The 14,573-nt window shown below is 54.4% G+C and carries 16 protein-coding genes and 1 other RNA gene; 10 read left to right on the plus strand and 7 right to left on the minus strand.

All coding sequences use genetic code 11. From position 1 onward, the window contains the following. Window positions 1-2 precede the first annotated feature (2 nt). The 3 genes from Q0W94_RS01715 to rimI all read right to left on the minus strand — a co-directional run bounded on the left by Q0W94_RS01715 (window position 3) and on the right by rimI (window position 2,366). Window positions 3-446, minus strand: a complete 444-nt coding sequence (locus Q0W94_RS01715) for a ChuX/HutX family heme-like substrate-binding protein (RefSeq protein ID WP_297760254.1) — start codon at window positions 444-446, stop codon at window positions 3-5. Between the two features lie 78 nt (window positions 447-524). Next, entirely contained in the window at window positions 525-1,700 is a 1,176-nt protein-coding gene (locus tag Q0W94_RS01720; protein WP_297760257.1) for a transaldolase, read from the minus strand. Between the two features lie 123 nt (window positions 1,701-1,823). After that, window positions 1,824-2,366, minus strand: coding sequence for a ribosomal protein S18-alanine N-acetyltransferase (rimI, locus tag Q0W94_RS01725; RefSeq protein ID WP_297760260.1), 543 nt, complete (start codon window positions 2,364-2,366; stop codon window positions 1,824-1,826). A 40-nt stretch (window positions 2,367-2,406) separates the two neighbouring features. Between rimI and Q0W94_RS01730 the strand changes: the two genes are divergently transcribed. From Q0W94_RS01730 to ald, 6 genes are all read left to right on the plus strand, one after another. Continuing rightward, the gene (locus tag Q0W94_RS01730; RefSeq protein ID WP_051372892.1) at window positions 2,407-2,805 is read left to right on the plus strand and encodes a DUF2996 domain-containing protein; all 399 of its coding nucleotides are present in this window, start codon (window positions 2,407-2,409) and stop codon (window positions 2,803-2,805) included. Window positions 2,806-2,808: 3 nt separating this feature from the next. Next, on the plus strand, window positions 2,809-3,267 hold the full coding sequence (locus Q0W94_RS01735; RefSeq protein WP_297760263.1) for a peroxiredoxin: 459 nt from the start codon (window positions 2,809-2,811) through the stop codon (window positions 3,265-3,267). Between the two features lie 102 nt (window positions 3,268-3,369). Beyond that, a complete protein-coding gene (locus Q0W94_RS01740) occupies window positions 3,370-4,092 on the plus strand; it encodes a DUF928 domain-containing protein (RefSeq protein WP_297760266.1) in 723 nt (240 codons plus the stop codon). 7 nt (window positions 4,093-4,099) lie between these two features. After that, window positions 4,100-4,464: RNase P RNA component class A (rnpB, locus tag Q0W94_RS01745), an RNA gene on the plus strand. Between the two features lie 81 nt (window positions 4,465-4,545). Beyond that, a complete protein-coding gene (pheA, locus tag Q0W94_RS01750) occupies window positions 4,546-5,394 on the plus strand; it encodes a prephenate dehydratase (RefSeq protein ID WP_297760269.1) in 849 nt (282 codons plus the stop codon). A gap of 7 nt (window positions 5,395-5,401) precedes the next feature. Then, window positions 5,402-6,493, plus strand: a complete 1,092-nt coding sequence (gene ald, locus Q0W94_RS01755) for an alanine dehydrogenase (RefSeq protein WP_297760272.1) — start codon at window positions 5,402-5,404, stop codon at window positions 6,491-6,493. An 885-nt stretch (window positions 6,494-7,378) separates the two neighbouring features. Here ald and Q0W94_RS01760 read toward each other — a convergent pair. Further along, entirely contained in the window at window positions 7,379-7,729 is a 351-nt protein-coding gene (locus Q0W94_RS01760) for a nucleotidyltransferase substrate binding protein (RefSeq protein ID WP_297760275.1), read from the minus strand. Window positions 7,730-7,813: 84 nt separating this feature from the next. Beyond that, on the minus strand, window positions 7,814-9,340 hold the full coding sequence (locus Q0W94_RS01765; protein ID WP_297760278.1) for a UbiD family decarboxylase: 1,527 nt from the start codon (window positions 9,338-9,340) through the stop codon (window positions 7,814-7,816). A 64-nt stretch (window positions 9,341-9,404) separates the two neighbouring features. On the opposite strand from Q0W94_RS01765, the gene lpxA reads away from it, so the two are divergent. The 3 genes from lpxA to Q0W94_RS01780 all read left to right on the plus strand — a co-directional run bounded on the left by lpxA (window position 9,405) and on the right by Q0W94_RS01780 (window position 12,275). Further along, window positions 9,405-10,208, plus strand: coding sequence for an acyl-ACP--UDP-N-acetylglucosamine O-acyltransferase (gene lpxA, locus Q0W94_RS01770; protein ID WP_297760281.1), 804 nt, complete (start codon window positions 9,405-9,407; stop codon window positions 10,206-10,208). 95 nt (window positions 10,209-10,303) lie between these two features. After that, on the plus strand, window positions 10,304-10,810 hold the full coding sequence (locus Q0W94_RS01775) for a hypothetical protein (protein WP_297760284.1): 507 nt from the start codon (window positions 10,304-10,306) through the stop codon (window positions 10,808-10,810). A 7-nt stretch (window positions 10,811-10,817) separates the two neighbouring features. Then, complete coding sequence (locus Q0W94_RS01780) at window positions 10,818-12,275, plus strand: serine/threonine-protein kinase (protein ID WP_297760287.1); 1,458 nt, start codon at window positions 10,818-10,820, stop codon at window positions 12,273-12,275. A 7-nt stretch (window positions 12,276-12,282) separates the two neighbouring features. Here the strand turns inward: Q0W94_RS01780 and Q0W94_RS01785 are convergent, their stop codons facing one another. Next, a complete protein-coding gene (locus Q0W94_RS01785; protein WP_297760290.1) occupies window positions 12,283-12,981 on the minus strand; it encodes a DUF1995 family protein in 699 nt (232 codons plus the stop codon). Between the two features lie 5 nt (window positions 12,982-12,986). After that, the gene (locus tag Q0W94_RS01790; RefSeq protein ID WP_297760293.1) at window positions 12,987-13,316 is read right to left on the minus strand and encodes an Hpt domain-containing protein; all 330 of its coding nucleotides are present in this window, start codon (window positions 13,314-13,316) and stop codon (window positions 12,987-12,989) included. 203 nt (window positions 13,317-13,519) lie between these two features. Between Q0W94_RS01790 and argC the strand changes: the two genes are divergently transcribed. Continuing rightward, the gene (gene argC, locus Q0W94_RS01795; protein ID WP_297762328.1) at window positions 13,520-14,572 is read left to right on the plus strand and encodes an N-acetyl-gamma-glutamyl-phosphate reductase; all 1,053 of its coding nucleotides are present in this window, start codon (window positions 13,520-13,522) and stop codon (window positions 14,570-14,572) included. Window position 14,573: the final 1 nt, after the last annotated feature.

Here is a 14,573-nt window from a genome sequence, read left to right on the forward strand (position 1 = left end):
GCCTATCCATGGGTTGCGCTGGCGGTTTTTGCCTCAAGGGCTGCCACTACCGGCTGCCACTCTGTGCCGTAGCGCTGCCGTAGGGCTTGCCAAGCGGCCACTTGGCCTTCAGCATACTCGCCGGGTTTGCCCCACTGCAAAAAGGCACTGAGGACGGATTTTTCATTGCTATCGAGAAAGCGAATGGCATAGGTGGGAAAATTCCCCCGTTTGGCTTGCCCCTCCTCAAAGCGGATTTTGGCCACCTGATCCATATTCAGGTGAAACTCAAAGTCCTCGGTGTGCATATTGGCATAGCACCCCTTGGGCAGTTCGGCATAGAAGACCTTGGCGAGGGGCGATCGCACCTCCAAAACCGCAACATCGTTGGTGACGACAAGGCGCAGTAGCCCCAGCTGCTCACAATCCCTGAGGAATTGCTGGAAGGAGGGAGAAGAATTGGACATTGTTGGTGCATCAGCTATGAACGCTTCTTCCACTGTGACGCACAGGGGATGCCAATGCAAGCCTACCGAGTGCACTCTCTATTTTGCCTGAGCCAAGTGCAGCACAACTCCCAGACCTGCTCCCATATCCTCTGGAGTGACCTTGCCATCGTGGTTGGCGTCGAGGGCATCAAAGACTGCATCGGTGCCCAGCCACTCTTCGCGGGTAATAATGCCATCGCCGTCAAGATCATAAACATGGAAGAGTTCTTCAGCAGCATGGGTGAGGGTTGCTTCCCCCTCGATACGGGCCAGGTGTCGGCTCAGGAGATCTTCAAGGGTTTCCAGAGCCTTGGTAAAGCCTTTAATCCCTTCCTCGAGTTTTTCACTGGCCATCTCATCAGCCGCGTGCATCTTGCGGAAGGTGGCCTCATCCATGGGCAGTTTTTCAATGGCAAGGGTGGCCGCGATCGCCGGATCCAGCTTGCGCTTTAGCTCGCCGCTCGTGTTTTGCAGCTCTTGCAGCAGGGCCGGTGAAATTGTCAACAGATCACAACCTGCCAGTTCAATAATTTCGCCAATGTTGCGGAAGCTGGCCCCCATCACTTCGGTGGGATAGCCAAATTTCTTGTAGTAGTTGTAGATTTTGGTGACGGAGATCACCCCCGGATCCTCAGGCCCCGGATACTCAGCACGGCCCGTTTTTTTCTTGTACCAGTCGAGAATGCGACCCACAAAGGGGGAAATCAGTGTCACACCCGCCTCAGCGCAGGCGATCGCCTGATGGAAGCCAAACAGCAGTGTTAAATTGCAGTGAATGCCCTCTTTCTCGAGAATTTCAGCAGCGCGGATGCCTTCCCAGGTGGAGGCAATTTTAATCAGCACGCGATCGCGCCCCACGCCTGCGGCTTCGTATTGGCCAATCAACTCCCGCGCCTTTTGTACCGTCGCTGCCGTATCGTAGGAGAGCCGCGCATCCACTTCCGTTGAGACCCGACCGGGGATAATCTGCAAAATTTTCAAGCCAAAGGCCACCGCCAAGCGATCCACAGCAAGGGAGACAATCTCGCGGGGAGTGGCACCAGAGCCCAAATCCGCCTTGGCTTGGCGCAGGGTTTCATCCACAATGGGCTGGTACTCCTTCATTTGGGCAGCAGCAGTAATCAACGAGGGATTCGTGGTGGCATCGCGGGGGGTGAATTTTTGGATGGCGAGGATGTCTCCCGTATCAGCGACCACCACGGTCATTTGTCGCAACTGTTCCAGCAAGTTCATGAGACAGGTCTCCCAAACGTGTCCCTTTCATTATCGTTCGCCCGCCCAAGGGTAGGGGAAAGCGCCGTAACAAAGCGCAATATGTCATCTCTAGGCTGTCATCTCTAGGCTCCCTAGGGAGCTCTAGGTGCAATCGCTGAGGGACCAACCTTGTGCCTCCACCCGCGATCGCCAATGCTGCCAGTGCTGCTGAAGTGCCTGACCCGTTTCGGGAGTATTGAGGTGATTGCGCCAAAGAATCAGGGCATCTTCTGAGGGGTTGTCGTAGTAGTGGGGACGCCGTCCAACCAGCTCAAAGCCAAAGTGCTGATAGAGGCGTTGGGCCGCTTCATTGCTAGCCCGTACTTCCAAAGTTGCCCACTGGCGATCGCCCCCCTGGTGCCCCAGTTGCAAGAGCCGACACAGGAGTAAGCCCGCCAAACCCTGTCGCCGGTACTGCGGATGCACCATTAACAGCACCAGATGCAATTCATCGGCAATTCCCCAACTCACACCACAGCCCCACACCTGATCACGGGTGGCGACCACCAGCAGCGTATGGTGGGAATTCTCCAATTCACGGGCATAGCCTTGGTGCGACCAGAAGCCCCCCAGACACACCTGATCCAGTTGAACAATGCTATCTAAATCCTTAATCGTTGGGCGTCGTAATTCTAATTGCCCCATGGTCGTTGCCTGCAAAGGAGAGTGCTATCATGCAGAGGAAATGGTACCGTGTCGTAGCGCTATGGCCGAAGAAACGCCCACCCAAGCTCCAAAGAAAGAAAAGCCTCCCGCCATTGAGGATAAACCCTTTGCTGAGTTTATTCACGAGGCTTTTTTACCTGCTCTTAAGAACGCCCTCAGCGCCAAGGTGGGGGATGTGACCCTGCGTCTAGAGGACAACACCGTGATTGGTGAGTGGAGCAAGGGAATGTATCAGTTTCGCCTCTACTTCCTAGAGGGGAATATCCAAGGGCCGAAGGCGTTTGTCTGTAGCAGCGGCGGCATTGCCCCCAGCACCATTGAACCCTTTTTGGGGGATGAGCGCAAAGTGACGCTGGATCTCCTGGTCTTTGGGGTCATGCAGCGCCTGAATGGCCAAAAGTGGCTGGGAGGAAATTAGGCGGTGGCAACTGCTGTTCGCGTGGGCGATCGCGCCCCTGACTTTGAACTCACGGCCGCCGATGGCCGCAGGCTGAAGCTCTCCGACTTTCGTGGCCAAAAGAACGTTGTCCTCTACTTTTACCCAGCTTCAGAAACCCCCGGCTGCACCATTCAAGCCTGTGCCTTTCGCGATGCCTACAGCATCTTTCAAGAACTGGGGGCCGAAGTAATTGGCATTAGTGGCGATTCTGTGGCCCGACAGCAGGACTTCCAGAAAAATCACCAGCTCCCCTTTCTTGTCCTTAGTGATCCCGACAACAAGGTTCGTCAGCAGTATGGTGCCTCTTCTCTGTTTGGCCTCTTTCCTGGCCGGGTCACTTATGTCATCGACAAAGCGGGCGTGGTGCGCTACGTTTTTGACTCCATGCTCAACTTCAAAGCCCACGTGGACGAGGCGCTCAAGATTTTGCGCCAGTTGTGAAAAAAGGGAGCGATCGCCATCACCACCCCAGCGTAACCGAGTTCACTGCCCAGGCCTACTCCCTAGGGCTACGCTAGAGCCATCATTCTTAGGAGTTTGGCCATGCGTTCCTGCCTTGCCCTTGTGCCTGCGGTGACCTTGTTTTTATTGCCCCTTAGTTTTCTCAGTCTTGCCCAGGGAACACCCCCTGTGGTTAACCAACATGCCAGTCTTGTGGCGCGGCTGCGGGCGAATTTGCCAAACCGGGGTGTTCCTGGCAGTCGCTTTGGCGGAGCAACCCGTGGTGCCTGTGTCACTGGTAATGAACGTTTAACCGCCCTGCTTCCCGATACTCATTTTGGCCAAACCGCTGTGGCTGCCCCCACTCTCTTTGTTTTTGTGCCTAAGAGCAAAGCCACCCAAGGGGAAGTGACGATTGCGGATGCTGAGCAGCGTCCCCTAGCAACAATGGTCGTGAATCTGCCCGCTGAACCGGGGATTCTGGCACTGAGGCCCAATGTGCAACTCCAAGCTGGCCAAGACTACCGCTGGACCTTTACCCTGCTGTGTGGTGCTGATGCCGATGATCCCTCCGCCTTTATCTCTGTCAGTGGGGGAATTTCCCGGGTGCAGACCGCCACGGATGTGGCCAAGAAACTTCAGGGCAACAGTGGGAGCGATCGCCTTGGGGCAGCAGTTGATGCGGGCCTTTGGTACGAAACCTTGGCGATTTTAGCCGAGCTGCAGGGGAATGCAGTCACGCGGAATCTAGCCCGCAGCCAATGGGTCGCCATATTATCTGCCGTTGGTCTCGGGAGTATTGCTCAAGCGCCCCTAGTACAATAAAACTGAATGAGTTAGCGCGGTGGTTGCGGGAGTCTGCCACTCCTGAGGAAAGTCCGGGCTTCCGAAAGACCAAGCTTGCTGGGTAACGCCCAGTGCGGGTGACCGCGAGGAAAGTGCCACAGAAATATACCGCCGATGGAGGGAAACCTCACAGGCAAGGGTGCAACGGTGCGGTAAGAGCGCACCAGCAACACCGTGAGGTGTTGGCTCGGTAAACCCCGGCTGGAAGCAAGGCGTGCTAGCGCTAAGGAACCAGGGTTGGTCTTTTCCCCAGTTCTTTGCTAGCCAGAGCCGCTAGAGGCACTTGGTAACAAGTGTCCCAGATAGATAACCACCCTTTGAACAGAACCCGGCTTACGTCTAACTCATTCATGGATCCTTTCAAGTAGGATCTTGAAAATTCCCTTGTGAGGATGCGCCCTTGAGTCTTTACCCCTCTTGTCTGGATCATCTATGGTGAGGCTGGGTTATCTTGGCCCAGTGGGCACCTATAGTGAAGAAGCCGCTCAAAGCTACGCCCAATGGCATCAGGGAGAAGCCCTAACGTTAGTTCCTGTGACGACGATCGCTGGCTGTCTTGAGGCCTTGGCGGCGGGCGCGCTAGATTTAGCCCTAGTGCCCAGCGAAAACTCCGTGGAGGGCAGTGTCAACATTACCTTGGATTCGCTGTGGCGATTGGATACGCTCCACATTCAGCACGCCTTTATCCGCCCCATTGTCCATGCCTTCATTGCCCAAACCACAGATTTAGCCCAAATTCAAGCGGTCTATTCCCATCCCCAAGCCCTAGGACAGTGTCAGGGCTGGTTGCAAGCCTATCTGCCCCAGGCTTGCCAGTGTCCCGTGACCTCCACTGCCGAAGGGCTGCAATATGTGGCACAGTCGGATCGGGTGGGGGCGATCGCCAGCGTGCGCGCAGCCCAACTCCATCAATTGCCCATTATCGCCACCGAAATCCAGGACATTCCCGACAACTGCACGCGGTTTTGGGTGGTGAGTCGCCAACAGGGGGAAGGCTGGCCACAGCCGGGGGATACCCACACCTCCATTGCCTTTAGCCTCAAGGCCAATGCCCCCGGTGCCCTGCTCAAAGTGCTGCAACTTTTTAGCGATCGCCAGATTAACCTCAGCCGCATTGAATCGCGCCCCAGCAAACGTGCTCTGGGGGATTATCTCTTCTTTGTTGATCTAGAGGTGAATGGTCGTCCCGATGTGGTGGCTGATTGTCTGCTGGCACTTAGGGAGGCGACAGATGTGCTGAAAGTCTTTGGTAGTTATCAATTTCTCGACCTCGGAGAATAGATTGGCCATGCGTATCGGTGTCCCCAAAGAAATTAAGGATCAGGAATTCCGCGTCGGTCTGACACCAGCGGGAGTGCAAAGTCTGCGGGAGCGCGGCCATGACGTTCTTATTGAAAGTGGCGCGGGGGTGGGTTCAGGCTTTCGCGATGAGGCCTATGTTGCCGCAGGTGCCGAAATTGTCGCTACGGCTCAAGCAGCTTGGGATGCCCAACTGGTGGTCAAAGTCAAGGAACCCTTGCCCTCGGAGTATCGCTATTTGCGTTCTGGCCAACTGCTCTTTACCTACTTGCACCTTGCCGCCAGTCGCGAACTAACGGTGGCGCTTCTGCAATCGGGGATAACAGCGATCGCCTACGAAAGTGTTGAAGAAACACACTATCACCAACGCAGCTTCCCGCTGCTAACCCCCATGAGCATGATTGCCGGTCGCTTGGCGGTGCAGTTTGGTGCCCGATTCCTAGAGCGTACCCAAGGGGGACGGGGAGTACTCCTCAGCGGCATTCCGGGGGTGCGGCCGGGGCGGGTGGTCATTCTGGGGGGCGGTGTCGTCGGCACAGAAGCTGCACGGATAGCCGTGGGGTTGGGGGCACAGGTGAGCATTCTCGATATCAATGTCGAGCGTCTAAAGTACCTAGAAACCCTCTTTGGCGCACGGGTAGAGTACCTCTACAGCAGTTCCCATGTGATTGCTGAGCAATTGCCCCAAGCGGACTTGGTGATTGGTGCCGTTCTGGTGCCGGGTCAGCGTCCTCCCTGTTTGGTGCCCAAGTCCCTGGTGCAAAGGATGCAGCCCGGAGCAGTCATTATTGATGTGGCGGTGGATCAGGGGGGCTGTGTGGAAACCCTGCGACCCACCACCCATTCCAACCCCACCTATACCGCCTTTGGTGTGGTTCACTATGGCGTGCCCAATATGCCGGGAGCGGTGCCTTGGACAGCGACCCAAGCCCTGACGAATAGCACCTTGCCCTATATCCTCTGCCTCGCCGATCATGGCGATCGCGCCCTCGAGCTCTCCCCTGCTCTTGCCAAGGGTTTAGTGGTCAAGCAGCACCATTTAGTCCATCCCGATGTGCGGGTTGTCTTTCCTGATCTGTAGGGGGTGGATCAAGCACCTCTGGATTCAAATGTTCTCCTAGCTCCGGAATTTTGCCTAATCCAGACACCATCAGCCCTAGGACTAGCAGATTTGGAGGTGCTTGAATTTCCCTGAAACCCAGTTTTAGGGAGGGATTGAGCCCCTAGGAAGTCTAAAAACTTGACAGAAAAAAATAAGGATAAATGCATCCTCAGAAATTGCCGTAGGTCCTCAATTGCCCACCCCTGCCGATATAGTTGACTCACTTCCGCATCACTCAGATAATTTAGATTAGTCACAAGACGAAACTTCGTTTGATTCTTATTAAAATTAAACTACTCAATATCTGTCATGATTTAAGTTTATTCTCATGTTATTCTTGATACGTACAACAAATAAACACTTCCCCTCACTCAGTCCCTCTAAAAATTTCCAATTTGTAAACCCTCTATCCATCACCACAACGGCGTTCTCAGCAATTATTTCTAGAATCTTCTAAAGAAATTAACGCTTTACCCATGAGGGTCTCTGTCAAATCCTGTAATTAACTTCACTCGATGATATGGATAGAATCAAAAGAGTTTGCTGGTCAAGCTAATAACGGTTGAATTTATAGAAAACACTATCGGACTGGAAGAACAATGTCTCTTCTGTGCTTGAGATATCAGGTGAGTGTTAATTCCCTGAAATAAGCTGGTGTCCTGAATTCTTTGGCTTTCGAAAAAGTGGAGATGTCCACCCTAATCCCTGAATGATTCAAGCGATAAAATCAATCTCTCATGCTGCTTAATTTATACGATGTCTCTTTCCTTTTTTCTAGCCTCTTAATCTATCTTTCAACACTGTTGGCTATGGATGTGTTTCAAAGTGTACCGCTGTCCGCTGAAACCCAGGCCGTTATGCTGCTTAGTCCTCGGTGGGGGCCTGACAGAAGTCAACCTGTGTTTGATTAGTTCTTCTGCCGCTTTTGCCCTTCTCTGCGTAGGTGTGGCTCAAGCGATTTTGCTTTGCCAAAGCATCCAGCAGTATCTCGGCATCTTCCTCGGTAAAATACCCCGTCTCAGAGGCCTTGCGAGTAGCTTCTCTGGGGGTTCTCACATCGAATCCCCCATAAAAAAGAAGGTCTTGCAAGGTTTGCCAGGGGAGTTCAAGGGTGAACTCAGACATTTGCACAAGACCGGCTCGCTCTAATTCCGAATACTCTTCCTGAGTACAGGCAGTTTCTAGGCGAATTAGGGCGCGGCCAAAGTCTGCCACTGCTGTTGCCAGGGCCTGCTATCTCTATTTTTTTCTATTTGTCATGTTCTATTTTTCATGTTGTATGAACTGCTATTTCTCCGATTATCGCCAACGAAAGGCTGGGTCTAGCTCATAGCCGAATCGTGTTGCATCTACAGCTGTTAAGTCAATATCCCCAAGACCATATTCCTGCCAGCGTTCTGTGACTCGTCGTGCCACCTCCGGATCCGAGGTGAGGGGATCGCCCCAAGGATGGTCTGTTTCGGGGGGAATTTTGGTGGTGGCATCAATGCCCATGCGTCCCCCAAGGCCGATTTTTTCGCTGGCGAAGTCAAGGGAATCAAAGGGAGTATCTTCCAAAATAAAGACATCACGGCTGGGATCCACCTTGGAGCTAATGGCCCACACCACTTGCCGCGGATCACGGATATTGATCTCTTTGTCCACGACAATTACAAACTTGGTGTAGGTAAATTGGGGTAGGGCACTCCAAAAGGCAAGGGCGGCGCGGCGGGCTTGACCGGGATAGGCTTTGTCAATGGAAATAATCGCCGCTTTATAACTGAGGGCTTCCATGGGCAAAAAGAAGTCCACAATTTCCGGTACCTGCTGCCGCAAAATTGGTGTGTAAATGCGGTTGAGGGCTAAGGCAATCATTGCCTCCTCCTTGGGGGGGCGACCACTAAATGTAGTTAAGTAAATGGGATTGCGGCGATGGGTGAGGCAGTGGAAATGAATGACTGGCGAAGCTTCCACACCCCCGTAGTACCCCATGTGATCGCCACAGGGGCCATCGGGCAAGACTTCACCAGGGGTAATTGTGCCCTCAAGGATAAATTCCGACTGGGCAGGTACCTCTAGATCAAGGGTTTTGCACTTGGCCAAATGAATGCCACCCCCACCATAGAGACCCGCAAAGAGCCATTCAGATAAATCCACGGGAATTGGCGTTGCCGCGGCCATGATAATCAAAGGATGTACCCCCAAGGCCACAGCCACTTCTAATTTTTTGCCTCGGGCGGCAGCTTTACGAAGATGGCGTGCCCCTCCTCGCACTGAGAGCCAATGGACGGTCATGGTGGTTGGGGATTGCAGTTGCAAGCGGTAAATGCCCACATTGGGAATGCCGGTCTCACAATCTTTGGTAATCACCAGACCAAGGGTAATAATTTTGCCGGCATCCTTGGGGTAGGGGCGAATCAGCGGTAGTTGCCGTAAATCCAAATCGGGAGCCTTGATCACCACCTGCTGACAGGGGGGCAGCAAATCACGGCTCGGCTTGGCACGGACAACATCAAAGAGAATTTTGCCAAAATCAAGGGCTTGACTCAGGGTTTTCGGCGGCTTAGGCTGCTGCAGCTTCGCTAGCTTTTCACCGAGGGTTTCTAGCTCTAAGGGGTGGTCCATGTTCATTGCCCAGCAGACCCGCTCTAGGGTTCCCAAGAGATTAATCGCCACGGGATAGGGAGAACCAATGACGTTCTCAAAGAGCAAGGCCGGCCCACCTGCGGCCAATAGCCGATTGCAAATCTCGGCCATTTCCAGATCAGGATCAACGGGTACGGTGATGCGTCGCAGTTGTTGCCGCTGTTCTAAAAGCTGGAGATAGTGCCGCAGGTCGTTCGTCATTGGGGATCAAAATCGCTTAATCTCTTTTATGTTAAGAATCTTTAGCCAATCGTGCAGGAATGTCATGGCGGTTCATCCCACGGCAGTGATTGAGGCGGGTGCCCGCATTGGAGAGGAGGTGGAAATTGGTCCTTTTTGCTATGTGGCGGCCACGGTGGAGATTGGACGCGGTACGCAGTTGGCTCCCCATGTGACCCTATTGGGATATACCCGCCTTGGCGAGAACTGCAAAGTGCATAGTGGGGCGGTGATTGGCGATCTGCCTCAAGATCTGGCTTATCAAGGAGGAATTAGCTATGTCCACATTGGCGATCGCTGTACGTTGCGGGAGGGAGTGACGATTCATCGGGGAACCCAGCCAGAAACAGTCACCCATGTAGGGCATGATTGTTTGCTGATGGCCCATAGCCACTTGGGTCACAATGTCTATGTGGGGAATCATGTGACGATCGCCAACAATACGTTAATTGCTGGCTATGCCCATGTGGGCGATCGCGCTTTTATCAGCGGCAACTGCCTTGTGCATCAATTTACCCGCATTGGTCGCTTGGCCATGCTTTCTGGCGGTACTGCCATTCAAAAAGATGTGCCCCCCTTTTGTATGACTCGTAGCCTCAGCACCAACACGATCATGGGCTTAAATGTGGTGGGCTTACGGCGCGCCGGCTTTTCTGCCCAAGACCGACAGCTCCTCAAAAAGGCCCTAGATATTCTCTACCGCTCACAATTGACCACCTCCCAAGCCATTCAGCACCTGCGGGAACAGTTTGTGCACCCTCTGATTCAAGAGTTTTGCGATTTTATCAGTGCCTCAGAACGGGGCATTTGCCACTTTGTCCGCCGCGGCGAGGGAGACGATCGCGCCTGAGGGGAAGACAACCTTTTACCCTCTAAGTATGAGTATGATCCCCTAACAGACTCTTGCCCCTGTGCCCCATGGCTGAAGTGCTGCTATTATCCCTGATGAGTGGTAGCCTTGGTGTGTCAGCACTGCTGTACTATCAGTGGTGGAGCTGGCAGAAGGAACTCAGTCAACAAGGCGATAAAGAAGAGGAACAGTTGACCACCTACCCCTCTAAAGAAGAACACCATCAAGCATCTCCCAAGTTGGCGGGTTGGGAATTCAAAATCCTGCGATCGCGCCGCAACCAATTTCATAATCCCGATGTCCTGCGCAAAGTCTGCCAAGAGGAAGCCCAGGGGGGCTGGATTTTATTTGAAAAGCTGGACGATCGCCGCCTGCGCTTTAGGCGACCCATGGCACTCAGGGAAAAAATTCAGCCGACTGCTAAATATGACCCTTACCGTAGTTACTACGGGCCGCGGTTTGAATGGGAATCTTTGTTGTCCGTGATACTCTTGATGATGATGGCAACCTTACCTGCATATTTGGGCTATCGCTTGGTGATTCTCAGTCAACGGTCAGCCCCGCTGTCAACCACTGCTCCCTCTGCTCCATTGCATCCCTAAGGTACCTATGTCCTCCCTCAGCTTGCTTAGTGTGGGCACAACCCTCCAAGGGGGCAAATATCGCCTCGATGCCCTTTTGAGCCAGGGGGGCTTTGGGGTTACCTATCGCGCCACCCACACCCTGCTCCATCAGACGGTGGTACTCAAAACATTGAACTTGCAGCAGGAACCCCCAAAGCGAATTCATGATCTGGGGGAGCGGTTTATTCAGGAAGCCCAGCGTCTTGCCCAGTTTCATCATCCCCACATTGTGCGTGTCAGTGATTGCTTTATTGAAGGGGGACGTCCCTTCATTGTCATGGACTATATCCCCGGCCGAACATTGGCGCAGGTGATTCAGGAGGAAGGGCCGCTGCCGGAAAAAACGGCGCTCCACTATATCCGCCAAGTGGCCAGTGCCCTTGAATTGGTACATGAGCATGGCCTACTGCACCGCGATGTCAAGCCCGATAACATTATGCTGCGGGAGGGCACCGATCAGGTGGTGCTGATTGACTTTGGCATTGCCCGTGAATACACCACTGGGGTGACGGAAACAAATACGGGGCTGGTGTCAGCAGGTTATGCGCCGGTGGAGCAGTATTTACCCCGCCACCAATGGACGCCCGCCACTGATGTCTATGCTCTTGCGGCAACGCTCTATGCCCTTTTGGCCGGACGCCCCCCTGTGGCCTCGATCCTGCGCGATCGCGTGCCGCTCGAGGATTTACGCCAGTTTCAGCCCAATCTGAGCCAGCGCACCATTGATGCCATTGAAGTGGGAATGGCTTTGGATGTCCGTGAGCGTCCCCAAACGGTGCGGGCCTGGTTGCAACTGCTGATGGGGCAGTCTGTGGCGCGTCAAACCACGGCAACGGTGGCGGTAATGCCGCAACACCGATCCACGGTTTTTGCAAATACGCCACCGGAGGGGACAGCTGTCGTTGCTTCCCCTAGACAACGCCACTTTTCGCCGTGGCTGTGGCTGTTGGGAATGGCCATCCTTGGCAGCCTAGCGGGCATTGGCCTAGGGCTATTTTTGCGCAATCAACGCGTGGACACAGTGACTCCTCCTCCCCCGCATCCTCAGGAACAGGAATTTCCACCAACCCTGCCGACTGTTGTACCGCCCGTAGAGGTGACGCCCAGCCCCACTCCGACACCGACCCCAGAGCCGGAACCCACCCCTACGGAACCGACGCCCACCCCGGAGCAGACGGAAACTCCCACCCCCAGTCCGAGTCCTACGGAAACTCCCACCCCCACTCCAAGTCCTAAGGAAGCCTCCCCAGAGTTAACGCCAACTCCTCCGCCATCCCTATCTCCACCCCCCCCAAAGCCCCCAAAGAGCGCCGAGCCGCCCGTCGCCCCCCCCACCGCCGTTGAATCCTCTCCACCGGCACCGGCGCCCTCGCCAGCACCGACAGACACAATGCCCGAGGTATCACCCCCGCCAACGAGTAACACTGAACCGGCTACCCCTTAGAGAGTGTCTAGTTCTGAAGTGCTCGTAAAAAGGCAGCCAAGCGACTAAAGATTCCCTGACCATGGGGGTTACCTTGGGGGGTGAGGGCACGCTCAATGTCTTCGCTACTGGGGCGTTGCGCAAATTCTGCTAAGCAGGTGGGGGCTGTTTCACTGTATTGCCAAATTTGCCACGGTTGGGGATAACAGCGCCAGAGAATCATGGTTTCTGCGAGGGGACGCAGGTAATAGCAGGGTTCGAGGGTGTTCAAAAATCGTTCCCGCAACCGCCGACCGGCGTAGCCAATGCCAACTACGGCCACATCCTGTAGCCTTGGGTTCAAAAGGACAAAGGGGCGATCGCCCGCAGTGAGACACATCTGCTCAATTGCCGTGACCTCCACAGGGGTAGGGGCAACAATCACAATGGCGCGATCGCTCGCTTCAATGGGTGTCAGAAGTTCATTAACCCCCCGCACACTATAGGCGGTTTCCCCCCATTCACGACGAGCAAGAGCAGCAGCGCCAGCATCGGCAAAAAAGACCTTGAGATCACTGCCCATTGCCGCAAACAGGGGCAGGTAGCCAGCCGCTAAGCCCATGGGATTGAGATCAGGGAGCAGAATCTCGATTTGCAGGCGGTTTTTACCCTCTTGGAGCGCCGCTTGGGTAGCCTGTTGGGCTTGGCTGAGGGCACTCTCCAGACTATCGGGGGGGAAAATGGACATAGGGGCTAGGCAGAAACTTCATTGACCACGGTGTTAAAGAGGTGCTGTAGCTCCTCTATGAGCGCTTTGGCCTGCCCTAGGGTCTCTGTGGTAGTGGACTGTTCTAATTGTGCCGCTACTGCTTGCATGGCGCTAATGCCGACATTACCACTGGCTCCCTTGAGGTGATGGGCATCTCGCTTGATTTGATCCACGTTCCCTTGGTTCACAGCTTCCACCAAAGCCGTTAGGCGTTGCTGGGCATCCTCGACAAAGGCTTGTAGCAGTTCCAACTCAAACTCGCGATCGCCCCCCGAAAGGGTAGCCAAATAGTCCCAATCAATTGGCGATGTCATCGGTTCCCAATTCCCCACAGGTGACTCGTCGTTATTGTAGCCTGTCCTAGCCAAGGCAATTCAAGGGTTGAGGAAAGAAGCATAGGGGTAGCTTTGTAATAATTCTTAACTTCCTTAGGGCAGTTTACCCCCTTGGCGAAGTCAGGGATTCGATGGCACTATCGCAGTGGTTCAGCAAACAACCGCAGCAAAAGCGAGGAACTATGGGCGATCGCGTGAAAGTGGCGATTGTGGGGGCCTCAGGCTATGGGGGGGTGCAACTGGTGCGCTTACTCCTGGAGCATCCCCAAGTGGAGATTGTTTATCTCGGTGGTGAAGGCAGTGCCGGTCGTCCCTACACCGAGTTATATCCCCACTTGCAGGGGCGGGTGCATCTGACAGTGGAGCCCGTATCCGTGGAGGTCATTGGCGATCGCGCCCAAGTGGTGTTTCTCTCGCTGCCCAATGGCATCGCCTGTCAGCTTGTCCCACAACTCCTTGACCAGGGCTGTAAAGTGCTGGATCTATCGGCAGACTATCGCTTTCAGGATTTGAAAACCTATACCCAGTGGTACGGTGAACCCAGGGCAGATCAGGCTACGGCACAAAAGGCGGTCTATGGCTTACCAGAACTCTATCGCGATCGCATTCGCCAAAGTGCCCTCATTGGTTGTCCGGGGTGTTACCCCACCGCTAGTTTGCTGGCCCTGGCACCTTTAATGAAGCAAGGGCTGATTGAACCCAATACGGCAATTATTGATGCCAAGTCCGGTACCTCTGGCGGCGGGCGTCAGGGCAAAATCCATCTCCTCCTTGCAGAAGCTGACAACTCCCTTGCCCCTTACAATGTTGCGCGTCACCGCCACACCCCAGAAATTGAAGCTATTTGTAGTGATTTGGCGGGCCAAAGTGTGCTCGTGCAGTTTACACCCCACCTCGTGCCGATGCCGCGGGGGATTTTGGCCACTGTCTATGCCACACTGCGGGATCCGGGTCTGGTGCGTGAAGATTTGATCACCATCTACCAAGCCTTTTATCGCCATTCCCCTTGGGTGAATATCCTGCCCCCCGGCCTCTATCCCCAAACCAAATGGGCCTGGGGGACCAATGCCTGCTTTATTGGTATTGAGGTGGATGAGCGCACTGGCCGGGTGATTGTCATGTCTGCTATTGACAACCTGATGAAGGGCCAAGCCTCCCAAGCGGTGCAGTGCTTGAATTTGATGATGGGTTGGCCAGAGACGATGGGCTTACCGCAGGTTGCCTTTTATCCCTAGG

Origin of the sequence: Thermosynechococcus sp. (assembly GCF_025999095.1) — a bacterium.
Lineage (GTDB): Bacteria > Cyanobacteriota > Cyanobacteriia > Thermosynechococcales > Thermosynechococcaceae > Thermosynechococcus.

Bases quoted from the DNA above. Each gene is read 5' to 3' on its own strand.
- rimI (WP_297760260.1), bottom strand. From the start codon at position 2,366: ATGGGGCAATTAGAATTACGACGCCCAACGATTAAGGATTTAGATAGC.
- Q0W94_RS01730 (WP_051372892.1), top strand. From the start codon at position 2,407: ATGGTACCGTGTCGTAGCGCTATGGCCGAAGAAACGCCCACCCAAGCT.
- ald (WP_297760272.1), top strand. From the start codon at position 5,402: ATGCGTATCGGTGTCCCCAAAGAAATTAAGGATCAGGAATTCCGCGTC.
- argC (WP_297762328.1), top strand. From the start codon at position 13,520: ATGGGCGATCGCGTGAAAGTGGCGATTGTGGGGGCCTCAGGCTATGGG.
- Q0W94_RS01720 (WP_297760257.1), bottom strand. From the start codon at position 1,700: ATGAACTTGCTGGAACAGTTGCGACAAATGACCGTGGTGGTCGCTGAT.
- Q0W94_RS01715 (WP_297760254.1), bottom strand. From the start codon at position 446: ATGTCCAATTCTTCTCCCTCCTTCCAGCAATTCCTCAGGGATTGTGAG.
- lpxA (WP_297760281.1), top strand. From the start codon at position 9,405: ATGGCGGTTCATCCCACGGCAGTGATTGAGGCGGGTGCCCGCATTGGA.
- Q0W94_RS01780 (WP_297760287.1), top strand. From the start codon at position 10,818: ATGTCCTCCCTCAGCTTGCTTAGTGTGGGCACAACCCTCCAAGGGGGC.
- Q0W94_RS01785 (WP_297760290.1), bottom strand. From the start codon at position 12,981: ATGTCCATTTTCCCCCCCGATAGTCTGGAGAGTGCCCTCAGCCAAGCC.
- Q0W94_RS01765 (WP_297760278.1), bottom strand. From the start codon at position 9,340: ATGACGAACGACCTGCGGCACTATCTCCAGCTTTTAGAACAGCGGCAA.
- Q0W94_RS01790 (WP_297760293.1), bottom strand. From the start codon at position 13,316: ATGACATCGCCAATTGATTGGGACTATTTGGCTACCCTTTCGGGGGGC.
- Q0W94_RS01740 (WP_297760266.1), top strand. From the start codon at position 3,370: ATGCGTTCCTGCCTTGCCCTTGTGCCTGCGGTGACCTTGTTTTTATTG.
- pheA (WP_297760269.1), top strand. From the start codon at position 4,546: ATGGTGAGGCTGGGTTATCTTGGCCCAGTGGGCACCTATAGTGAAGAA.
- Q0W94_RS01775 (WP_297760284.1), top strand. From the start codon at position 10,304: ATGAGTGGTAGCCTTGGTGTGTCAGCACTGCTGTACTATCAGTGGTGG.